This window comes from Streptomyces sp. CB01373, from assembly GCF_002803075.1.
In the GTDB taxonomy this organism is placed as follows: domain Bacteria; phylum Actinomycetota; class Actinomycetes; order Streptomycetales; family Streptomycetaceae; genus Streptomyces.
Genome location: NZ_NNBK01000029.1, coordinates 22,974 through 39,471, shown reverse-complemented (window position 1 = coordinate 39,471; position 16,498 = coordinate 22,974). Strand labels below are relative to the sequence as shown.

General features: G+C 70.1%; 16 protein-coding genes. 3 read left to right on the top strand and 13 right to left on the bottom strand.

The genetic code is table 11. From position 1 onward, the window contains the following. Positions 1–201: 201 nt before the first annotated feature. Complete coding sequence (locus CG719_RS33835) at positions 202–576, bottom strand: hypothetical protein (RefSeq protein WP_100572536.1); 375 nt, start codon at positions 574–576, stop codon at positions 202–204. A gap of 714 nt (positions 577–1,290) precedes the next feature. On the opposite strand from CG719_RS33835, the gene CG719_RS36945 reads away from it, so the two are divergent. Continuing rightward, entirely contained in the window at positions 1,291–1,650 is a 360-nt protein-coding gene (locus CG719_RS36945) for a resolvase (RefSeq protein ID WP_234375894.1), read from the top strand. An 83-nt stretch (positions 1,651–1,733) separates the two neighbouring features. Here CG719_RS36945 and CG719_RS33825 read toward each other — a convergent pair whose 3' ends face one another. Further along, positions 1,734–1,937 (bottom strand): EF-hand domain-containing protein, encoded by a 204-nt coding sequence (locus tag CG719_RS33825; RefSeq protein WP_100572566.1) that lies wholly within the window; start codon positions 1,935–1,937, stop codon positions 1,734–1,736. A 750-nt stretch (positions 1,938–2,687) separates the two neighbouring features. Between CG719_RS33825 and CG719_RS33820 the strand changes: the two genes are divergently transcribed. Beyond that, the gene (locus CG719_RS33820; protein ID WP_100572535.1) at positions 2,688–3,767 is read left to right on the top strand and encodes an LCP family protein; all 1,080 of its coding nucleotides are present in this window, start codon (positions 2,688–2,690) and stop codon (positions 3,765–3,767) included. A 147-nt stretch (positions 3,768–3,914) separates the two neighbouring features. Next, positions 3,915–4,316 (top strand): NTP pyrophosphohydrolase, encoded by a 402-nt coding sequence (locus tag CG719_RS33815; protein ID WP_100572534.1) that lies wholly within the window; start codon positions 3,915–3,917, stop codon positions 4,314–4,316. Between the two features lie 31 nt (positions 4,317–4,347). Here CG719_RS33815 and CG719_RS33810 read toward each other — a convergent pair whose 3' ends face one another. The 11 genes from CG719_RS33810 to CG719_RS36940 all read right to left on the bottom strand — a co-directional run. Then, positions 4,348–5,076: a sulfite exporter TauE/SafE family protein gene (locus tag CG719_RS33810; protein WP_100572533.1), complete on the bottom strand. Its 729-nt coding sequence runs from the start codon at positions 5,074–5,076 to the stop codon at positions 4,348–4,350. A 122-nt stretch (positions 5,077–5,198) separates the two neighbouring features. Next, positions 5,199–5,957 (bottom strand): GntR family transcriptional regulator, encoded by a 759-nt coding sequence (locus CG719_RS33805; protein WP_100572532.1) that lies wholly within the window; start codon positions 5,955–5,957, stop codon positions 5,199–5,201. Positions 5,958–6,067: 110 nt separating this feature from the next. Continuing rightward, entirely contained in the window at positions 6,068–6,781 is a 714-nt protein-coding gene (gene deoC, locus CG719_RS33800) for a deoxyribose-phosphate aldolase (RefSeq protein ID WP_100572531.1), read from the bottom strand. 171 nt (positions 6,782–6,952) lie between these two features. Continuing rightward, positions 6,953–7,408 carry a D-ribose pyranase gene (gene rbsD / locus CG719_RS33795; protein WP_100572530.1) on the bottom strand — a complete coding sequence of 152 codons (456 nt, stop codon included), beginning with the start codon at positions 7,406–7,408 and terminating at the stop codon, positions 6,953–6,955. A 45-nt stretch (positions 7,409–7,453) separates the two neighbouring features. Next, complete coding sequence (locus CG719_RS33790; protein WP_100572529.1) at positions 7,454–9,022, bottom strand: sugar ABC transporter ATP-binding protein; 1,569 nt, start codon at positions 9,020–9,022, stop codon at positions 7,454–7,456. Next, positions 9,022–10,047, bottom strand: a complete 1,026-nt coding sequence (locus tag CG719_RS33785; protein WP_100572528.1) for a sugar ABC transporter substrate-binding protein — start codon at positions 10,045–10,047, stop codon at positions 9,022–9,024. Before CG719_RS33785 ends, CG719_RS33790 begins: the two co-directional genes overlap by 1 nt. A 60-nt stretch (positions 10,048–10,107) precedes the next feature. Continuing rightward, positions 10,108–11,145 carry an ABC transporter permease gene (locus CG719_RS33780; protein ID WP_100572527.1) on the bottom strand — a complete coding sequence of 346 codons (1,038 nt, stop codon included), beginning with the start codon at positions 11,143–11,145 and terminating at the stop codon, positions 10,108–10,110. Next, a complete protein-coding gene (locus CG719_RS33775; protein WP_100572526.1) occupies positions 11,142–12,059 on the bottom strand; it encodes a ribokinase in 918 nt (305 codons plus the stop codon). The genes CG719_RS33780 and CG719_RS33775 overlap by 4 nt, the downstream gene beginning before the upstream one ends. Positions 12,060–12,231: 172 nt before the next feature. Next, on the bottom strand, positions 12,232–13,743 hold the full coding sequence (locus CG719_RS33770) for an amino acid permease (protein WP_100572525.1): 1,512 nt from the start codon (positions 13,741–13,743) through the stop codon (positions 12,232–12,234). A 173-nt stretch (positions 13,744–13,916) separates the two neighbouring features. After that, positions 13,917–15,854 (bottom strand): 1-deoxy-D-xylulose-5-phosphate synthase, encoded by a 1,938-nt coding sequence (gene dxs, locus CG719_RS33765; RefSeq protein WP_100572524.1) that lies wholly within the window; start codon positions 15,852–15,854, stop codon positions 13,917–13,919. 191 nt (positions 15,855–16,045) lie between these two features. Then, positions 16,046–16,498, bottom strand: a 453-nt coding sequence (locus tag CG719_RS36940) for an ABC transporter permease (RefSeq protein ID WP_234375893.1), incomplete at its 5' end; no start/stop codon positions are given.

Here is a 16,498-nt window from a genome sequence, read left to right as displayed (position 1 = left end):
GCGGCGCGGGCTCGCGTCCAGCCAATGCTGCCCGCCGCCGGGGCCGTTCCCCAGACGAGGAGAACGGCCCCGGTGTCCGACCGGACCAGCCGACGAAGGAGCACCAGTACCGTGAACCTGCAGACCGGCGTGCGGAACTATCAGCTCGTCCGTGACCGCCTCGACTACCCGTGAGGGCCTCGCCGCTCGCCTTTGCTCGTTTTAGGGCTTGTCGAGAATAACGGCAGAGATTGCGTCGTTGAGGTTGCTGATAGCCCCCACGAGTCCCGGCTCCTTGAGGTTGCTGATCTGCTCCCCGGGTTCGACGCGCATGCTCGCGGAATCCTCCGCCTTGATCTTCGCCCGCAGAATTTCGGTGTCGCCATGCCGACTCAAATACAGAGCATGCTTCGTCTTGTTCACCACGCTGGTGGCACGGTCATTGAAACCGTGATCCGCCAATCTGCGGACGCTTTCGTCGCCGATGAGGCACTCGCCCCAGCCGTCGTCGTGGTTGAAGTTGGCGTCATCGAATAGGGCCCAGAAACCATCCGGGACATTCTCCGCACCCTTGAGCTTCTTCTTTTCGACAGTCATTCCATAATCCCTTCCTTTGACGGCCGGGTACACAGGGAGACCCGGCCGCAGCGGGCCACGTGAACGGACTTGGGTGATCCCACCCGTCGGACCATAGGTGAGAATGGTCCGATTGGCCTATGGGGCGTGCCGGGCCAACCGGGTGGAGAACTTCCGGGTCACCGCTCCCCAAGATGTCACGGATCCAAACCACCATATGCGCGCATCGCCCTCTACCCACTCCCGCCTGCCCTTTATTTTCGCGCACGTGCCTGAATTAAGAACAGGCGTACCCATGCTGACCACGCGTGAGGCATCCGATCGTGCGATCCGGGGGTTCACGGCGGCGCGAATCCAATCGAATCCGATGGTGATTGCTGACAGGGTTTGACGTGGCCCCTCGGTGGCGAACCTGGTCTACAGACGAGTCTCGACCGACCAGCATTCGACCGCCCGGCAGAACCTCGTCCTCGACGAGGCCGGGATCGAGGACCCGGTCGTCTTCCAAGAGGATGGCGGCACCTTCAGCCGACTCCGCCCCCTCCAGCGCCCGAAATGGCGAACTCCAGCGCGATCTCACCGACGACGGACTGCGCGCCGCCGAGGCCAAGGGCAGCAGAGGCGGGCGCCGCCCCGCCGTCCCGGCCGCGAAGACCGAAACCGTAAGCACCGCCTACCTGGAGGGCCGCTCGATCGCCGCCCTCGCCCGCGACCACGGGGTCCAGCCGCGGCGCGATGCGCACGGCCGTCGCCGACCTCCCACCCGACCACACCGCCATCGGGCAGGAGGGTGCCCCCGCCCCGGAGCTGCCGGTCACCCTCGACATGCCCGGCAAGGTCGCCGACTCCCTGCGCGCGGCCGACCTGGAGCCCGCCGAGCGGGCCGCGCTCAACCAGGGGGTGACCGTACGACGCGGCCAGGGTTATACCCTGCGCGTCACTGCCGCCCCCGCCGCGCACCATGGGCTCCTCGCCCGCTGCCAGCCGCTCGACGGCGGCCAGGGCATCCCCGCTTTCCGGCCCAGCGCAAGGCCCGCCACGAGTACGAGAACCGGGTCAGCACGCTCGCACCGGTCGGACCGTGATCGTTCTTAGCGCCAACAACCATACGGATCTTTCCCCACTCCGAATACGGAGTGGATGCGCCGCCCGCCGACCCCGAGTGTTGGGGCCGCGGGTCAGGCGAAGTACGACTTGAACTCGGTGAGGCTGATCCGCCGGTCGCCGTCGGTGTCGGCTGCCCGGACGAAGTCGGCGAGCTTCAGTCCGTCGAGGGTGCCGTCGTTGGCCAGGCCGTAGTCCCTCAACTCACGCAGTCGGATCTCGCCGCTTCCGTCCGTGTCGATCCTCGCGAACACAGCCTCGACCTCGGCCTCGGTCATCTTGCCCACGTGTTCCTCCTGCAGTTCGTGTACGGGGAATGCCTTCTCGGCAGGCGACGGAGCCACTGCTCGGCCTCGCTGCCGCCACACCCCATCTTGGGCTCCGCCCAGGACCCTTCTCGTTCCGTCCGTGCCGTGTGCTGCGGCCTCGTTTCCCCGGGCGGAGCTGCCCGCTCCAGAGCGAGGGCGCCGCGGAGCTGCGCAAACGATCAACGGGGACACCGGAACACCCGGGGACACACGCCAGGCGCTACGGCAGGGGAGTCCCGGCAAATTCACTACATCGGTGGCACCAGGCACACCCACTGCGGTGGACAACGTGCGAGACCTGTGGCCGGACGACCCGCAGCTACGCCGAGGCGCTGGCCGGCGGCGGACGGCTCGGTCCAGGCAGTTCAGTACGTCGAGCGGGAAGGCAGCTCGTCGGGCCGGGCCGTCGCCCGTCAGCTGCCGGACGGTACGGAGCGCCGCACCGGGATATGGAGCCAGAAACGCCAAGACCCACCAGGCCCACCCGCGACCACACCGGCGCCGACCAGTCGAAGAATCACCGGTACTCCACCAACCACCACGCGTCGTTCCGCGGCGGAGGGAACACGGCGCCGCGGCCGCGGTTGGCGGTCACTTCAACTCCCGTACGCACAGCACGTGATGTATGCCACTGCCGTACAACGCCCCCCATGGGTCACGGGTCTGTCCGATAGCCCGAGCGCTCCCTGCCCGGGCATGAGGAGACGAGGACAGCGCGCGATGACAAAACCAGCCGCCGAGAGCCCCCGCGGCCCGCACCGCCCCGAGCAGGAGGGAACTCCCCGTCGCCGGCGCCGCACCGGCCGGTGGATCCTGCTCTCACTGGCCGTGCTGGTCGCGGCCGGGGCGGGAACCGTGTACTGGCTGTACAGCGGCCTGGACAACAACATCAAGGGCGTCGACATCGACCAGGCCATCGGCGACGACCGGCCCGAGAGGCTGCCCACGTCCGGGCAGAACGTCCTGATCCTCGGCTCCGACTCCCGCGCCGGCGCCAACGCCGCGCTGAACACCGGCAACGTCTCCGGCGCCCGCTCCGACACCGCGCTGATGATGCACATACCCGAGGGCCGCACCCAGGCCGTCGCCATCAGCATTCCCCGCGACACCCTGGTGACCCGGCCCGAGTGCACGAAGTCCGACGGCACGGCGGTGGCGTCGGCGAAGCGCGTGATGTTCAACTCCATCTACGGACAGGTCGGTCCGGCCTGTGTGGTGAAGACCGTGGAGCAGATGTCCGGCACCCGCGTGGACCACTACATGGAGATCGACTTCTCCGGCTTCCAGGGGCTGGTGGACGCGATAGGCGGGGTCACCGTCACCGTGGACCAGGACATCCACGACAAGTCCAGCGGCCTGGACCTGACCGCCGGTACCCACCGTCTGGACGGCACCCGGTCCCTGCAGTTCGTCCGCACCCGGCACGGCATCGGCGACGGCAGCGACCTCGGACGCATCAGCCTCCAGCAGCAGTTCATGCTGGACCTGCTGAGCGAGATCAAGAAGCAGGACCTCCTGGGCAGCCCCACCAAGACGTACAAGATCGCCGACAGCCTCACCGCGGCCCTCACCACCGACTCCGAGCTCGCCTCCCTCACCAAGCTGGCGGAGTTCGGGCGCAGCCTGAACGGGGTCGACCCGTCCAGCATGGAGACGATCATGCTGCCGGTGAAGTACGACAAGATCGACCCCAACCGCGTGGTGGCCGCGGAGCCCCAGGCGACCGAACTGTGGGAGGCGCTCCGCACCGACTCCACCATCCCGGAGTCCGCCAGGAAGTCCCCCGCGACGGGCGGTTGATCCGCCCAGCGGGTCACGCTCGTCCACGGGCTGGCGTCCGCCGGGCGGGCCAGGTCGGGCGGGACGGGTCGGGCGGGAAGCCCGCGGGCGCGCGACGTCACCGACACTGGTACCGCGTCTGATCCCGACCGGAAGGACCGAACCAGGATGCCGACCCTGCTGATCGTCGACGGGGCCAACGTCGTCGGCTCCGTCCCGGACGGATGGTGGCGCGACCGGCGGGCCGCCGCCGAACGCCTGCGCGACCGGCTCGCCGGGTACGTCGAGGAGGGCGTTCCCGGCGTGCCCGGTCCGCTGGAGATCGTCCTGGTCCTTGAGGGCGCCGCCCGGGGCGTGCCGTCCGTGCCCGGCGTACGGGTCGAGGAGGCGTCCGGCAGCGGCGACGACCACATCGCCCGGCTGGCCGCCGTCACGGCGGACCGGTCCCGCGTGGTCGTCACCGCCGACCGCGAACTGCGCCGCAGGGTGACCGCGACGGGCGCCGCCACCGTGGGCCCGCGCGCGGTGTACGGTCCCTGCGACCAGGACGCCTCCGGTCAGGAGCGTTGAGCGCGGGACCGGACAGGGCTCGGAGACCGGGTCAGCCCAGCGTGGCCTGGTACAGCGCGGCGCAGGCGCTGGCGACCAGTACCCCGAGGACGATCTTCTTGAAGCGCGCGGGGTCCGTGCGGGTGAAGAGACGGTCGCCGAGCCACCAGCCCACCAGCAGACCGGGGAGCCCGGCGGCGGTCAGCAGCAGGCTGTCCCCGGTCAGCCGGCCGACGGCGAGGAACCCGGCGAGTGCCAGGGCGTCCTGGACGCAGAACGTGGCCTGGAGCGTGGCCCGGAACTCGCGGGGCGTCAGGCCCATGGCCTGGAAGGCGGCGACCAGCGGCGGCCCGTTCATGCCGGTCGCGGTCAGCAGCGCCCCGCTGGCGACACCCGCGGCGGCGGTGGGCCCGGTGCCGCGCCGGAAGGTCAGGCCCCGGCCGATCAGGACGGCGAACACCAGCACCACACACGCGATGAGGACGGACAGCGAGCGGGCGCCCAGCACCGTCACCGCGAGCAGCCCGAGCGGCATGCCCACCAGTCCCGCTCCGCTCACGAGGCCCGCGGTGCGCACACTGACGTGTTCCCTCTGGTGGACGCAGACCGCCAGAGAGAGCACCCCGCCCAGCGCGGTGACCACGACGACGGCGTTCTGAGGGGTGGTGAGCAGGGTCAGCAGCGGCACCGCCACCAGCGCGAACCCGAAGCCGCTCAGCGCCTGCGCGAACGACGCCAGCGCGGTGACCAGCGCCACCTCGGCGATCAGGGTGGTCGTCACGTACTCCCTCTCCGACCCGCTGCCGACGGGGTGACCCGTCCGCCCCGTACCTCCCGCACATTACCGAGCAGGAGAGCGCCCACCGCCCCTCGGGGTACCCGGAGAACGCCCCGGCACCGTCCTCATCTGCGCAGCAGCAGCGAGGTGACCCGCAGCCGGCCGCTGTGGATCCACACATCCGAGTACTCCACCGGCCGGTCGTCGGCGAGGTAGGTGACCTGCTGGAGATACTGCACGGGCGCGCCCTCGGGCAGTGACAGGGCGTCGGCGACATCGGCGGTGGCGGCCTCCGCGCTGAAGGTCCGGCGGGCCGTGGCGATCTTCAGTCCGTACGTGCCCTCCAGGACCCCGAAGAGGCTGGAGGCGGTGAAGTCCACCTCTTCGATGCCGGGCGCGACGTCCGTGCGCACGAAGTTGAACAGCAGCGCGACCGGGCCTTCGCGGGTGCTGCGCACCCGCACCAGGCGCAGCACGCGTGTGCCGGGAGCGACGTCGAGCAGGGCCGCGATGGGCCGGGGCGGAACGATCAGCGAGCACTCCCGCACCGACGTGGTGGTGACCACGCCCTGGCTGGCGAAGTCCTCGGACAGGGTGCTCAGCTTCTGGGCGATGGCCGGTTCGATCGTCGTCGAGGTGACGAACGTGCCGCGCCCGCGCACCTGCCGGAGCAGGCCCTCCTCGATGAGCGTGGTCAGGGCGCGCCGCAGGGTGCCGCGGCTGACACCGAACTCCTGAGCCAGTTCGGGCTCGCTCTTGAGGCGGTAGTGCGCCGGCCACTCGCCGCTGGCGATACGCAGTCGGATGTGCTCCGAGATCTGGACGTGGATCGCCGTGGGGACGTCACGCTTGATGCCCGGAAGCCCCCCTTTGTCGGCCGTCACAGTTGTCGCATCTCCTTCTCCGGTCTCACCGGAGGACGGGCGTCGCTCCGGAGAATGGGGAGCCGCACCCCGGCCGCGAGATGCGGGCGGGGTGCGGCGGCAGTGGCCGGTCAGTAGCTGACGGTCGACTCGTCACCGGTGTCGGCCACGATCGCCAGGCCGGCGCTGGTCCCGAGCAGGGAGGCACCCGCGCGCAGGAGTTCCAGGCCCTGCCGGTAGGTCTTGATGGACCCGGACGCCTTCACCTGAACCCCGTTCCGCGCCCGGTCAACAAGGTAGCGAACGCTCGTCGGATTCGCAGTCTCGATCTGTCCGCTGCTGGCGTTCTTCAGGAAGGCGGCGCCCGCCTCCATGGCGAGCTCGACGGCGGCCTCCTTCTCGTCGTCGGTGAGCAGCGGCAGTTCCAGCATGACCTTGACGGGCAGGCCCGAGGCCCGGACCACGCCCGCGATGTCCTCGCGGAAGTCGTCGTAGCGGCCGCTCTTGAGCCAGCCGATCTGGACGCCGATGTCGAGCTGGGTCGCGCCGAGCCGGGCTATCTCCGCGGCCTCGGCGGCCTTGCCCGCGCTGGTCATGACGCCGACGGTCGGGAAGTCCAGGGCGGAGGCCACTCCGACCCCGGTGCCGCGCAGTTCGGCCGCCACGACGGGCAGCCAGGACGCGGGAACCATCGCGGCGTTGAAACCGTGGGTGACCGCCTCCTGGGCGTGGGCGACCATGTCGTCGCGGGTCGCGTCCGGATCGATCTTGGTGTGCTGGATGTAGGGAGCCAACTCGGCCGGGGTGAGGTCGAGTTCGGCTGCGATGGCGGTCGTGGTGGACACGGAGTGATCTCCCTGTGTGGAGGGCGGTGGGGCACCAGGCGAATCGGCCGCCGGGTGCTTTCGACGGACGGGCCGTCGCAGGAAAACAGGAGCCGGGACGCGGGGTCCGGCGGCCGCGTACGAGCCGTGGCGGCGTACCGGCCGGTGGGCGGTGTACAGGCCGGCGGCGGCTCAGAGCCTGGACGCGTAGTGGTCCGGGACGACGACGCCCTCGCCGCCGAACCACCTGGGGACGTCGACGCCGCAGAACAGGCCGATGTTGCCCCAGGGTTCGAAGGCCCCGGTGCGTACGACGACCTTGGCCTGCCGGGCCAGTTCGCCGAGGACCTCCGCGTGTGGACGGGTGGTGAACTCGGCGTCCGAGAAGCGTTCGCGCAGCCACGCGTCCAGCCGGGGGTTGTGGGTGGGGACGTCCTCGGCCCGGACCACGCCCTCGACGACCAGTTCGTCGGCGATCAGCCCGAGCACCGTCCGCAGGTCCGGCAGGTTCTCGGCGAGGGCGAGATCGACGCGGTGCGCGTCCCGCGGGATGGGGAAGCCGGCGTCCACGACCAGCAGCAGGTCGGTGTGGCCGAGCGTGGCCAGGGCCCCGCTCAGTTCGGCGTTGAGGATGCCGGAGCGTTTCACGGTGGGTTCCTTTCGGTGGGTTCTTGCAGGTCGGACCGTGCGTTTTCAGGCCGCCGCCGGCATCGCTCCGGTCGCGAGGGCCATGATGGATTCCTCGGTCGCCTCCGCGGTGTCGACGATTTCCACCAGCCGGCCCTCGCTCATCACGGCGATCCGGTCGGTCAGGGTCAGCAGTTCGGGCAGGTCGGAGGAGGAGCAGAGGATCGCCAGGCCCTTCTGGGCGAGCGCGAACAACTGCTCGTAGATCTCGGCCTTCGCCCCGATGTCCACACCGCGGGTGGGCTCGTCGAGGATCAGCACATCGGGGTTGATCGCCAGCCAGCGTCCGAGAACGGCCTTCTGCTGGTTGCCGCCGGACAGGCTGGTGATGGGCTGGTTCATGGTGGCGGTCTTGACTCTCAGCCGTTTCGCCTGGTCGGCGGCGCTCGTGTCGAAGGCACGTCGGCGGACGAGCCCGAACCGGCTGAAGGTCCTCGTGGTGAGCGCGCCGATGTTCTCGCCGACGCTCATGGTGGTCAGCAGCCCCTGGGCGCGGCGCTCGCCGGGCACGAACGCGAGCCGGCGTTCGACGCTGGCGATCGGGTCGCGCCGTTCGTAGGGCTTGCCCAGCAGTTCCACGGTGCCGCCGGTCCCCCGGTCCCCGCCGAAGAGGTTGTGCAGCATCTCCACCCGGCCGGAGTCCGGCAGTCCGGCCACGCCCAGGATCTCGCCGGGGCGCAGGTCGAAGGAGACGCCATGGTGCCGACGCCCACTCAACTCCCGTATCTTCAGCATGGGTTCGCCGGAGGACTCGGCACTCCGCTCCGCTCGGCGGGTGAACTGGCCCAGTTCACGGCCGACCATGGCGGCGACCGCCTGGTCGGGGGTGGTGTCCGCACTCCGCCAGGACGCGACGTGGGTGCCGTCGCGCAGGACCTGGATGTGGTCGGCCAGGCGGAAGACCTCGGGCATGCGGTGGGAGACGTAGAGCATGGTCGTCCCGGCCGCCTTGAGCTTGTCCATCAGGGCGAACAGCCGGTCGGCCTCGGCCGGGGTGAGCATGGCCGTCGGTTCGTCCAGGATCAGCACGCGGCAGCCCCGGGCGATGGACCGGGCGACCACGATGAGCTGCTGGGTGGCCAGGTCCAGGGTCCGTACAGAGGCGTTCGGGTCCAGGCTGAGGTCGAGTTCGGCGAGGAGCTCGGTGGTGCGCTCCAGCATGCGGCGCCGGGAGGGGAACCAGCGGTTGCCCGGCTCGACCCCGCTCAGCACGTTCTCCGCCACGCTGCGGTCGGGCAGCAGCGACAGCTCCTGGGGGACGATCGCGACGCCGTGCCGGCCGAGCATGGTGCTCGGGTCGAAGGACGTGACCTCCTCGCCGAAGACGGTGACACCACCGTCGCTGGGCGGCTGGAGGCCGGCCAGGATCTTGAGCAGGGTCGACTTGCCGGCCCCGTTCTCCCCCAGCAGGGCGGTGACCTCGCCGGCCGGGACGTCGAAGGAGACGTCGCCGAGGGCACGGACCGGACCGAAGTTGCGGGACAGACCGCGGATCCGGACAGCCGGGACGGCGGCGGGCGGGCCGCCGGGAGGCGCCGAGCCGCCCGTGGCGGCGTCGCGTGAGGCGGCGCTCATCAGTCCTCCACCGTCGCGGCGTCGAGGTTCTTGCGGGTGATGAACTGCGCGCCGGTGTCCACACCGGCGATCTCGGTGCCCTTGGTGAGGAAGTCGTACAGCACCTTGACCGCCTGGTAGCCCTGCTCGGACGGGTTCTGGCTGATGGTGAAGTCCAGGACCCCGCGGTCAATGTATTCGGCGGTCTGGGTGAGCAGGTCGAAGCCGCCCATGGTGATGGCGTCGGCTCGTCCGGACTGGGCCACCCACTTGGCGGCGGCCGTGGTCGAGCAGCAGTCGAGCCCGGCGACGGCCACGACACCGGACTGGCCGGACATGGTGGACTCGACGGTGTTGTAGGCGGCGTTGGGCTCGTTGCCGACGTTCACCGGTCCGACGACCTTCAGATCGCTGTCGACGAGGCCCTCCTTGAAGCCGTTGAACCGGTCGTGCGACCAGCCGGCGCCGGTGTCCACGGAGAAGACGACGACGGACTTGCCCTTGCCGGTGCCCTTGAGGTCCTTGAGCAGTTGTTCGGCCTCGGCCTTGCCGGAGGCCTTGAGGTCCTGGCCGACGAAGCCCATCTGCTGGGAGTCGGGGTTGTCGGTGTTGAACGAGATGATCGGGATGCCCGCCTTGTAGGCCTGGCTGATGACCGGCTTCAGCGCGTCGCTGGAGGCGGAGGAGACGGCGAGCCCGTCCACGGCCTTCTGCTGGATGAGCGTCTGGATCTCGGAGACCTGCTTGGCGGCGTCGCCGCCGGTGGGGCCTATGAGGGAGACGTCGGCCCCGAGTTCCTTGCCGGCCCGTTTCATGCCCGAGCTGATCGGCGTCGCGAAGGCGAGGGACGGGTCGTGGTAGCTCAGCTTGATGCGCATCGGCTTGTGGTCGTCGACCCGCTGCTGGATGTACGGGGCGAGCTTGAAGGAGCCGTCGCTCGAGCCGGCTGAGTCGCCGGCGGTGACGGCGCCGCACGCGGTGAGGCTGAGAGCCGCGGCGGCGGCCGTCGCGGCGACGAGGGATCTGAGGAGGGTGCGCGGGGACATCGTGACTCCCTTGTCGTGTCCGTGGGTCTGCGTCTGCGTGAGGTGGGAAGCGGGCGGCGGTCAGGCGCGGGTCTTGCGCTTGCGCTGCCAGGTGTCGGCCGCGACGGCGGCGACGATGACGAGACCGGTGACCACGGTCTGCCAGAAGGAGGAGATGCCCTTGATGTTCAGGATGTTCTGGAGCAGGCCGATGAAGGCGACGCCGATGACGGTGCCCCACATGGTCCCGGAGCCGCCGAAGAGGGCAGCGCCGCCGATGATGACGGCGGAGATGACGGTGAGTTCCAGCCCCTGGCCGGTCACGCCCTGCACATAGGAGAGGAAGGACAGGCCGAGTACGCCGGCGAGGCCGGCGGTGAAACCGGACAGGACGAACGCGGTGAGCTTGACCCGCTTGACGTTGACGCCGACGAGGCGGGCGGCCTCCTGGTTGCCGCCGACCGCGTAGGTGTTGAAGCCGAAGCGGGAGCGGGACAGCAGCACCACGCCGAGGGCGGCGACGGCGGCGAAGAAGACGAACTGCATCGGGACCACCCCGAAGAGCCGTCCCTGGCCGAGGAGGTTGAACTCCGCGACCCCTGGCCGGGAGGAACTCAGGGAGATCGGGGCCCCGTCGGAGATGAGCAGGGCGATACCGCGGAAGACGCTGAGCGTGCCGAGGGTGACGATGAAGGACGGCACGCCGAGGACCACCACCGCCAGCCCGTTGAGCAGTCCGGCCAGGGCGCCCACGGCCAGTCCGACGAGCATGGCCGCGGGCCAGCTCCAGCCGTCCGAGATGAGCAGGCCGGTGGAGATCGCGGACAGGGCATAGGTCGAGCCGACCGAGAGGTCGATCTCGCCGTTGAGGATCACGAAGGTCGCACCGACGGCCATGATGCCGATCTGCGCGATCTGCTGCCCCACCGAGAGCAGGTTGTCGGACTGGGCGAAGGTCGGCGAGAGCACGGTGCCCAGCAGGAAGAGCAGGACGAGCGCGGCGAAGACGCCGGCCTCGCGTGCGTGCAGCAGCCTGCGCAACGCGAGCGGGGCCTGTCGTGCCGATCCGGTGGCCGACGGCGCCGCGGCGGTCGGGGGTTTCGAGGTCGTCGAGGTCACGGGGTTCTTCCAATCCGGGCGTTCAGCTGGTCTCGGGTGGGCAGGGCGGGGACGACGCCCGCGATCGTCACGGTGTGGGCGCCCGCAGCGGCGGCGAACCGGGCCGCGCGGTCGAGGGGCTGCCCTTCGGCGAGGGCGACGGCGAGGGCGGCGGTGAAGGAGTCGCCGGCGCCCGTGGTGTCGACGACCGTCCCGGCCGGGTGCGGTGGCACCGCGGTCACCCCGGAGGCCTGGGCGATCAGGGCGCCCTCGCCACCCCGGGTGAGGACGGCGGCGCCCCCGGTGCGTTCCCGCAGGGCGTGGACCAGTTCCTCGTCGCTGAGCCCGTGCCCCTCACCGAGGCCGAGGAGGACGGGCGCCTCCGTCTGGTTCGGCGTGATCACGTCGATGAGCGGCCAGCACTCGTCGGGAAGCGGACGGGCGGGGGCGGGGTTCAGCAGGGTCCGCGTACCGGTCTCACGGCCCAGGCGGAGCGCGGCGGCCACGGCCTCCTCGGGGATCTCCATCGACACGACCAGGATGTCGGCGGAGGCGATCTCGGCGCGGAAGGGTTCGACGGCAGCGGCGTCCAGTTCGTCCAGGGCGCCCGGTGCGATGGCGATGCGGTTCTCCCCGGACGGTTCGACCAGGATGAAGCCGACCATCGTGGGGGCCCCGGCGGTCAGCACATGCTCGGCGCCGACCCCTTCGCGCTGCCACAACTCACGTGCGGAGCGGCCGAAGTCGTCGTCGCCCACGGCGGTCAGCAGCGAGACCTCGGCCCCCAGCCGGGCGGCGGCGATGGCCTGGTTGCTGCCCTTGCCGCCGGGGCCGGGATCGAACACCCCGCCCGAGACGGTCTCACCGGCGGCGGGGGCCTTGGGGACCCGCATGGTGAGGCCGGCTCCATAACTTCCGACAACCGCGATCTTCATGGGCGCACCGCTTTGTGTATGGACAACCATGGACAAGCGAGATCGTAGGTACAGGGATGTCCATAGTCAACGGTTGTCGGGAAGACGAACTCCGGTTGTTCTCGCGCCCACAGAAAACGGGCCCGGGTTCCTCGTCGACGAGGAACCCGGGCCCGTCCGGCAGCGAAAGACCCTAGGAGGTGCCGCCGCCCGCCGTGCGGCGCTCCTGTGCCTGGCGTTCGGCGAGCCTGCTGTGTTTGCGGCCGTAGAGGAAGTACACGACGAAGCCGACGACCATCCAGATGGCGAAGCGGAGCCAGGTCTCGGCGGGGAGGTTGACCATCAGCCAGAGGCAGGCGCAGACGGAGAGGGCCGGGATCACCGGGACCCAGGGGGTGCGGAAGGCGCGGGGCAGGTCGGGCCGGGTGTTGCGCAGGATGATCACGCTGATCGCGACGACGATGAACGCGAACAGGGTGCCGATGTTCACGAGTTCGGCCAGTTCGCTCAGGCTGGTGAACCCCGCGACGACGGCGATGATCACGCCGAGCAGGATGGTCGGCCGGTACGGGGTGCGGAACCGCGGGTGGGTGTGCGAGAAGAAGCGGGGCAGCAGTCCGTCCCGGCTCATCGCGAAGAAGACCCGCGCCTGGCCCAGGAGCAGGATCATGCACACGGTGGTCAGGCCGATGGCCGCGCCGAAGCTGATCAGGCCCGAGTACCACGGATGCCCGGTGGACTTGAAGGCGTCGGCGAGCGGCGCGTCGACGGACAGCGCGCTGTACTTCTGCATCCCGGTGACGACGATCGACACGGCGACGTACAGCACGGTGCAGATGATCAGCGAGCCGAGGATGCCGCGCGGCACGTCGCGCTGCGGATTGCGGGTCTCCTCGGCCGCCGTGGCGACCACGTCGAAGCCGATGAAGGCGAAGAAGACGACGGACGCCGCCGTGAAGATGCCCATCACACCGAAGTTCGAGGGCGCCCAGCCGAACATCAGCTGGATGAGGGGTGCCTTGAGGTTGCCGCCCGCGGGCACCGGCTGCGGACTCGGGATGAACGGGTGGTAGTTGCCGCCCTTGATGAAGAAGGCGCCCGCGATGATCACCACGAGCACGACGGCCACCTTGATGGCCACGACGACCGAGGTGACCCGCGCGGAGAGCTTCATGCCGAGTACGAGGATGACGGTGATGACCAGGACCAGAAGGGCGGCGAGGATGTCGAAGCCGAAGCCGGACGCCGTGTCACGCCCGCTGAGGTATTCGGGCAGGTGCCAGCCCGCGTTGTCGAGCAGCGAGTGGATGTAGCCGGACCATCCGACGGCGACCACCGCCGTGCCGAGCGCGAGTTCGAGGACCAGGTCCCAGCCGATGATCCAGGCGGGGAACTCGCCGAGCGAGGCGTAGGAGAAGGTGTAGGCGGAGCCGGCCACCGGCACCGTGGAGGCGAACTCCGCGTAGCACAGCGCGGCGAGCGCGCAGACCACACCGGCGACGACGAAGGACAGGGAGACGGCGGGGCCGGCGGTGTTCCTGGCCGCCGTGCCGGTGAGGACGAAGATGCCGGTGCCGATGATGACGCCGACGCCGAAGACCGTCAGATCGAGGGCGGACAGGGATTTTCTGAGCGCGTGCTCGGGTTCCTCGGTGTCCTGGATCGACTGCTCGACGTTCTTGGTCCGAAAGAGCGTGCTGCTCACGGCGTGACCTCCCCTGCTTGTCGTCCTCGACCCGGCTCGCCACTGCTCGGCATGATCGAGAGAGCTGGGGATGCGTATGCCCCGGCACTCGCAGGTTCACGCAGACGGGCCGGTCGCGCCACCCGTAAGAGGGGGAGCGACCGGCCCGTACCGCGTCGGGGAGGTCCCGGTGGTCAGTCGCGCGCGGACTGCACCGCCGCGTCGACCCCCGTCTCGGCCTCCGGCCGCTCGAACCGGCCGTCCAGCTTGGAGACCAGGCCCGTGACCTGACGGGCGATGTCCGGCGCGGTCAGCCCGATCTCCACCAGCACCTCATTGCGGGAGGCGTGGTCGAGGAAGCGCGGCGGAATGCCGAAGTCGCGCAGCGGCACGTCGACGCCCGCGTCCCGCAGGGCCTGGGCGATCGCCGAGCCGACACCGCCGACACGGGAGTTGTCCTCGACGGTGACGACCACGCGGTGCCGCGCGGCGAGCGGCGCCATGGCATCGTCGACGGGCTTGACCCAGCGCGGGTCGACGACGGTGGTGGTGATGCCCTGCTTGTCGAGGAGCGTGGCCACCTCGAGACACATCGGGGCCAGGGCGCCTACGGAGACGAGCAGGACGTCCGGGGTCTCGGTGCCGGGCTCGCGCAGCACGTCCATGCCGCCGACGCGGCCCACCGCGGGTACGGCGGGACCGACGGCGCCCTTGGAGAAGCGGACCACGGTCGGCGCGTCCTCGACCTCGACGGCCTCGCGGAGCTGGGCGCGGACCTGGTCGGCGTCGCGCGGGGCGGCCAGCCGCAGCCCCGGGACGACCTGAAGGATCGACATGTCCCACATGCCGTTGTGGGAGGCGCCGTCGGTGCCGGTGACACCGGCCCGGTCCAGGACGAAGGTGACCCCGCACTTGTGCAGGGCCACGTCCATCAGGACCTGGTCGAAGGCGCGGTTGAGGAAGGTGGCGTAGACGGCGAAGACAGGGTGCACCCCGGCGTGGGCGAGACCGGCCGCGGAGACTGCGCCGTGCTGCTCGGCGATGCCGACGTCGTAGACGCGGTCCGGGAAGGCCTTGGCGAACTTGTCCAGGCCGACCGGCTGGAGCATGGCCGCGGTGATGGCGACGATGTCCTTCCGCTCCTTGCCGAGCCTGACCATCTCGTCACCGAAGACGGAGGTCCAGTCGGCGCCGGAGGTGGCGATCGGCAGCCCGGTGTCGGGGTGGATCTTCCCCACGGCGTGGAAGCGGTCGGCCTCGTCCTGGAGGGCGGGCTGGTAGCCGCGGCCCTTCTCGGTGAGGCAGTGCACGATGACGGGACCGCCGAACCGCTTGGCGCGGGCCAGCGCCGACTCCAGGGCCTCGATGTCGTGGCCGTCGATGGGGCCCACGTACTTCAGGCCCAGGTCCTCGAACATGCCCTGCGGGGCGATGAAGTCCTTCAGGCCCTTCTTGGCGCCGTGCAGGGTCTCGTACAGCGGTCTGCCGACGACCGGGGTGCGCTCGAGCACCTCACGGGTGCGGGCCAGGAAGCGCTCGTAGCCGTCGGTGGTGCGCAGGGTCGCCAGGTGGTTGGCGAGGCCGCCGATGGTCGGGGCGTAGGAGCGCTCGTTGTCGTTGACGACGATGACGAGCGGGCGGTCCTTGGCGTCGGCGATGTTGTTCAGCGCCTCCCAGGCCATGCCGCCGGTCAGTGCGCCGTCACCGATGACCGCGGCGACGTGGCTGTCCCGCTCAAGGAGCTGGTTGGCCTTGGCGATGCCGTCGGCCCAGCCCAGCACGGTCGAGGCGTGGCTGTTCTCGATGACGTCGTGCTCGGACTCGGCCTGCGAGGGGTAGCCGGACAGGCCGCCCTTCATCTTCAGCTTGGAGAAGTCCTGGCGGCCGGTGAGCAGCTTGTGCACGTAGGACTGGTGGCCCGTGTCCCACAGCACCTTGTCCTTCGGCGACTGGAAGACGCGGTGCAGGGCGATGGTCAGCTCCACCACACCCAGGTTGGGGCCGAGGTGGCCGCCGGTCTTGGAGACCTCGGTGACGAGGAAGGTCCGGATCTCCTGCGCAAGCTGGTCCAGCTCCTCCAGGCTGAGCCGGTCCAGATCGCGCGGTCCCCTGATGCGGGTCAGCAGCGGCACCCGTGCCTCCTTGCGTAGAGCTGATCGAGCTGTTGCCGGGCTCGTCGAGTCTAATGTTCCGTTCGAGCGCCCGGTGTCCGGGATGGGGGTCGCATGTCACGCGAACGGCGGTACCCACCGAAAGGACTGTCAGACACGGCCGTGCCCGGCACCGTCGTCGGTGCCGGGCACGGTCCTGGTACGGGCGGCGCTCAGGCGCGTCCGGCCGACTTCTGCGTCTTGCGGGTGACCGAGTCGATGACGACCGTGGCGAGAAGCACACCACCGGTGATCATGTACTGGATCGGGGTGGCGATGCCCTGCAGGGCGAGGCCGTACTGGATCGACGTGATCACGAGTACACCGAGCAGCGCGTTCCAGGTGCGGCCCCGGCCACCGAAGAGGCTGGTGCCGCCGATGACGGCCGCTGCGATGACGTTCATCAGCAGGTCACCGGAGCCGGCGCTCTGGTTGGCGGCCGCGATCTTGGAGGCCCAGAAGAGACCGCCGACCGAGGCGAACAGGCCCGCGATGGCGAAGACCGAGACACGGACCGCGGTGACGTTGATACCGGCACGGCGGGAGGCCTCGACGCTGCCGCCGAGCGCGAAGACCTTGCGGCCGTACGCGGTACGGCGCAGCACGAAGTCGCTGCCGACCAGGAC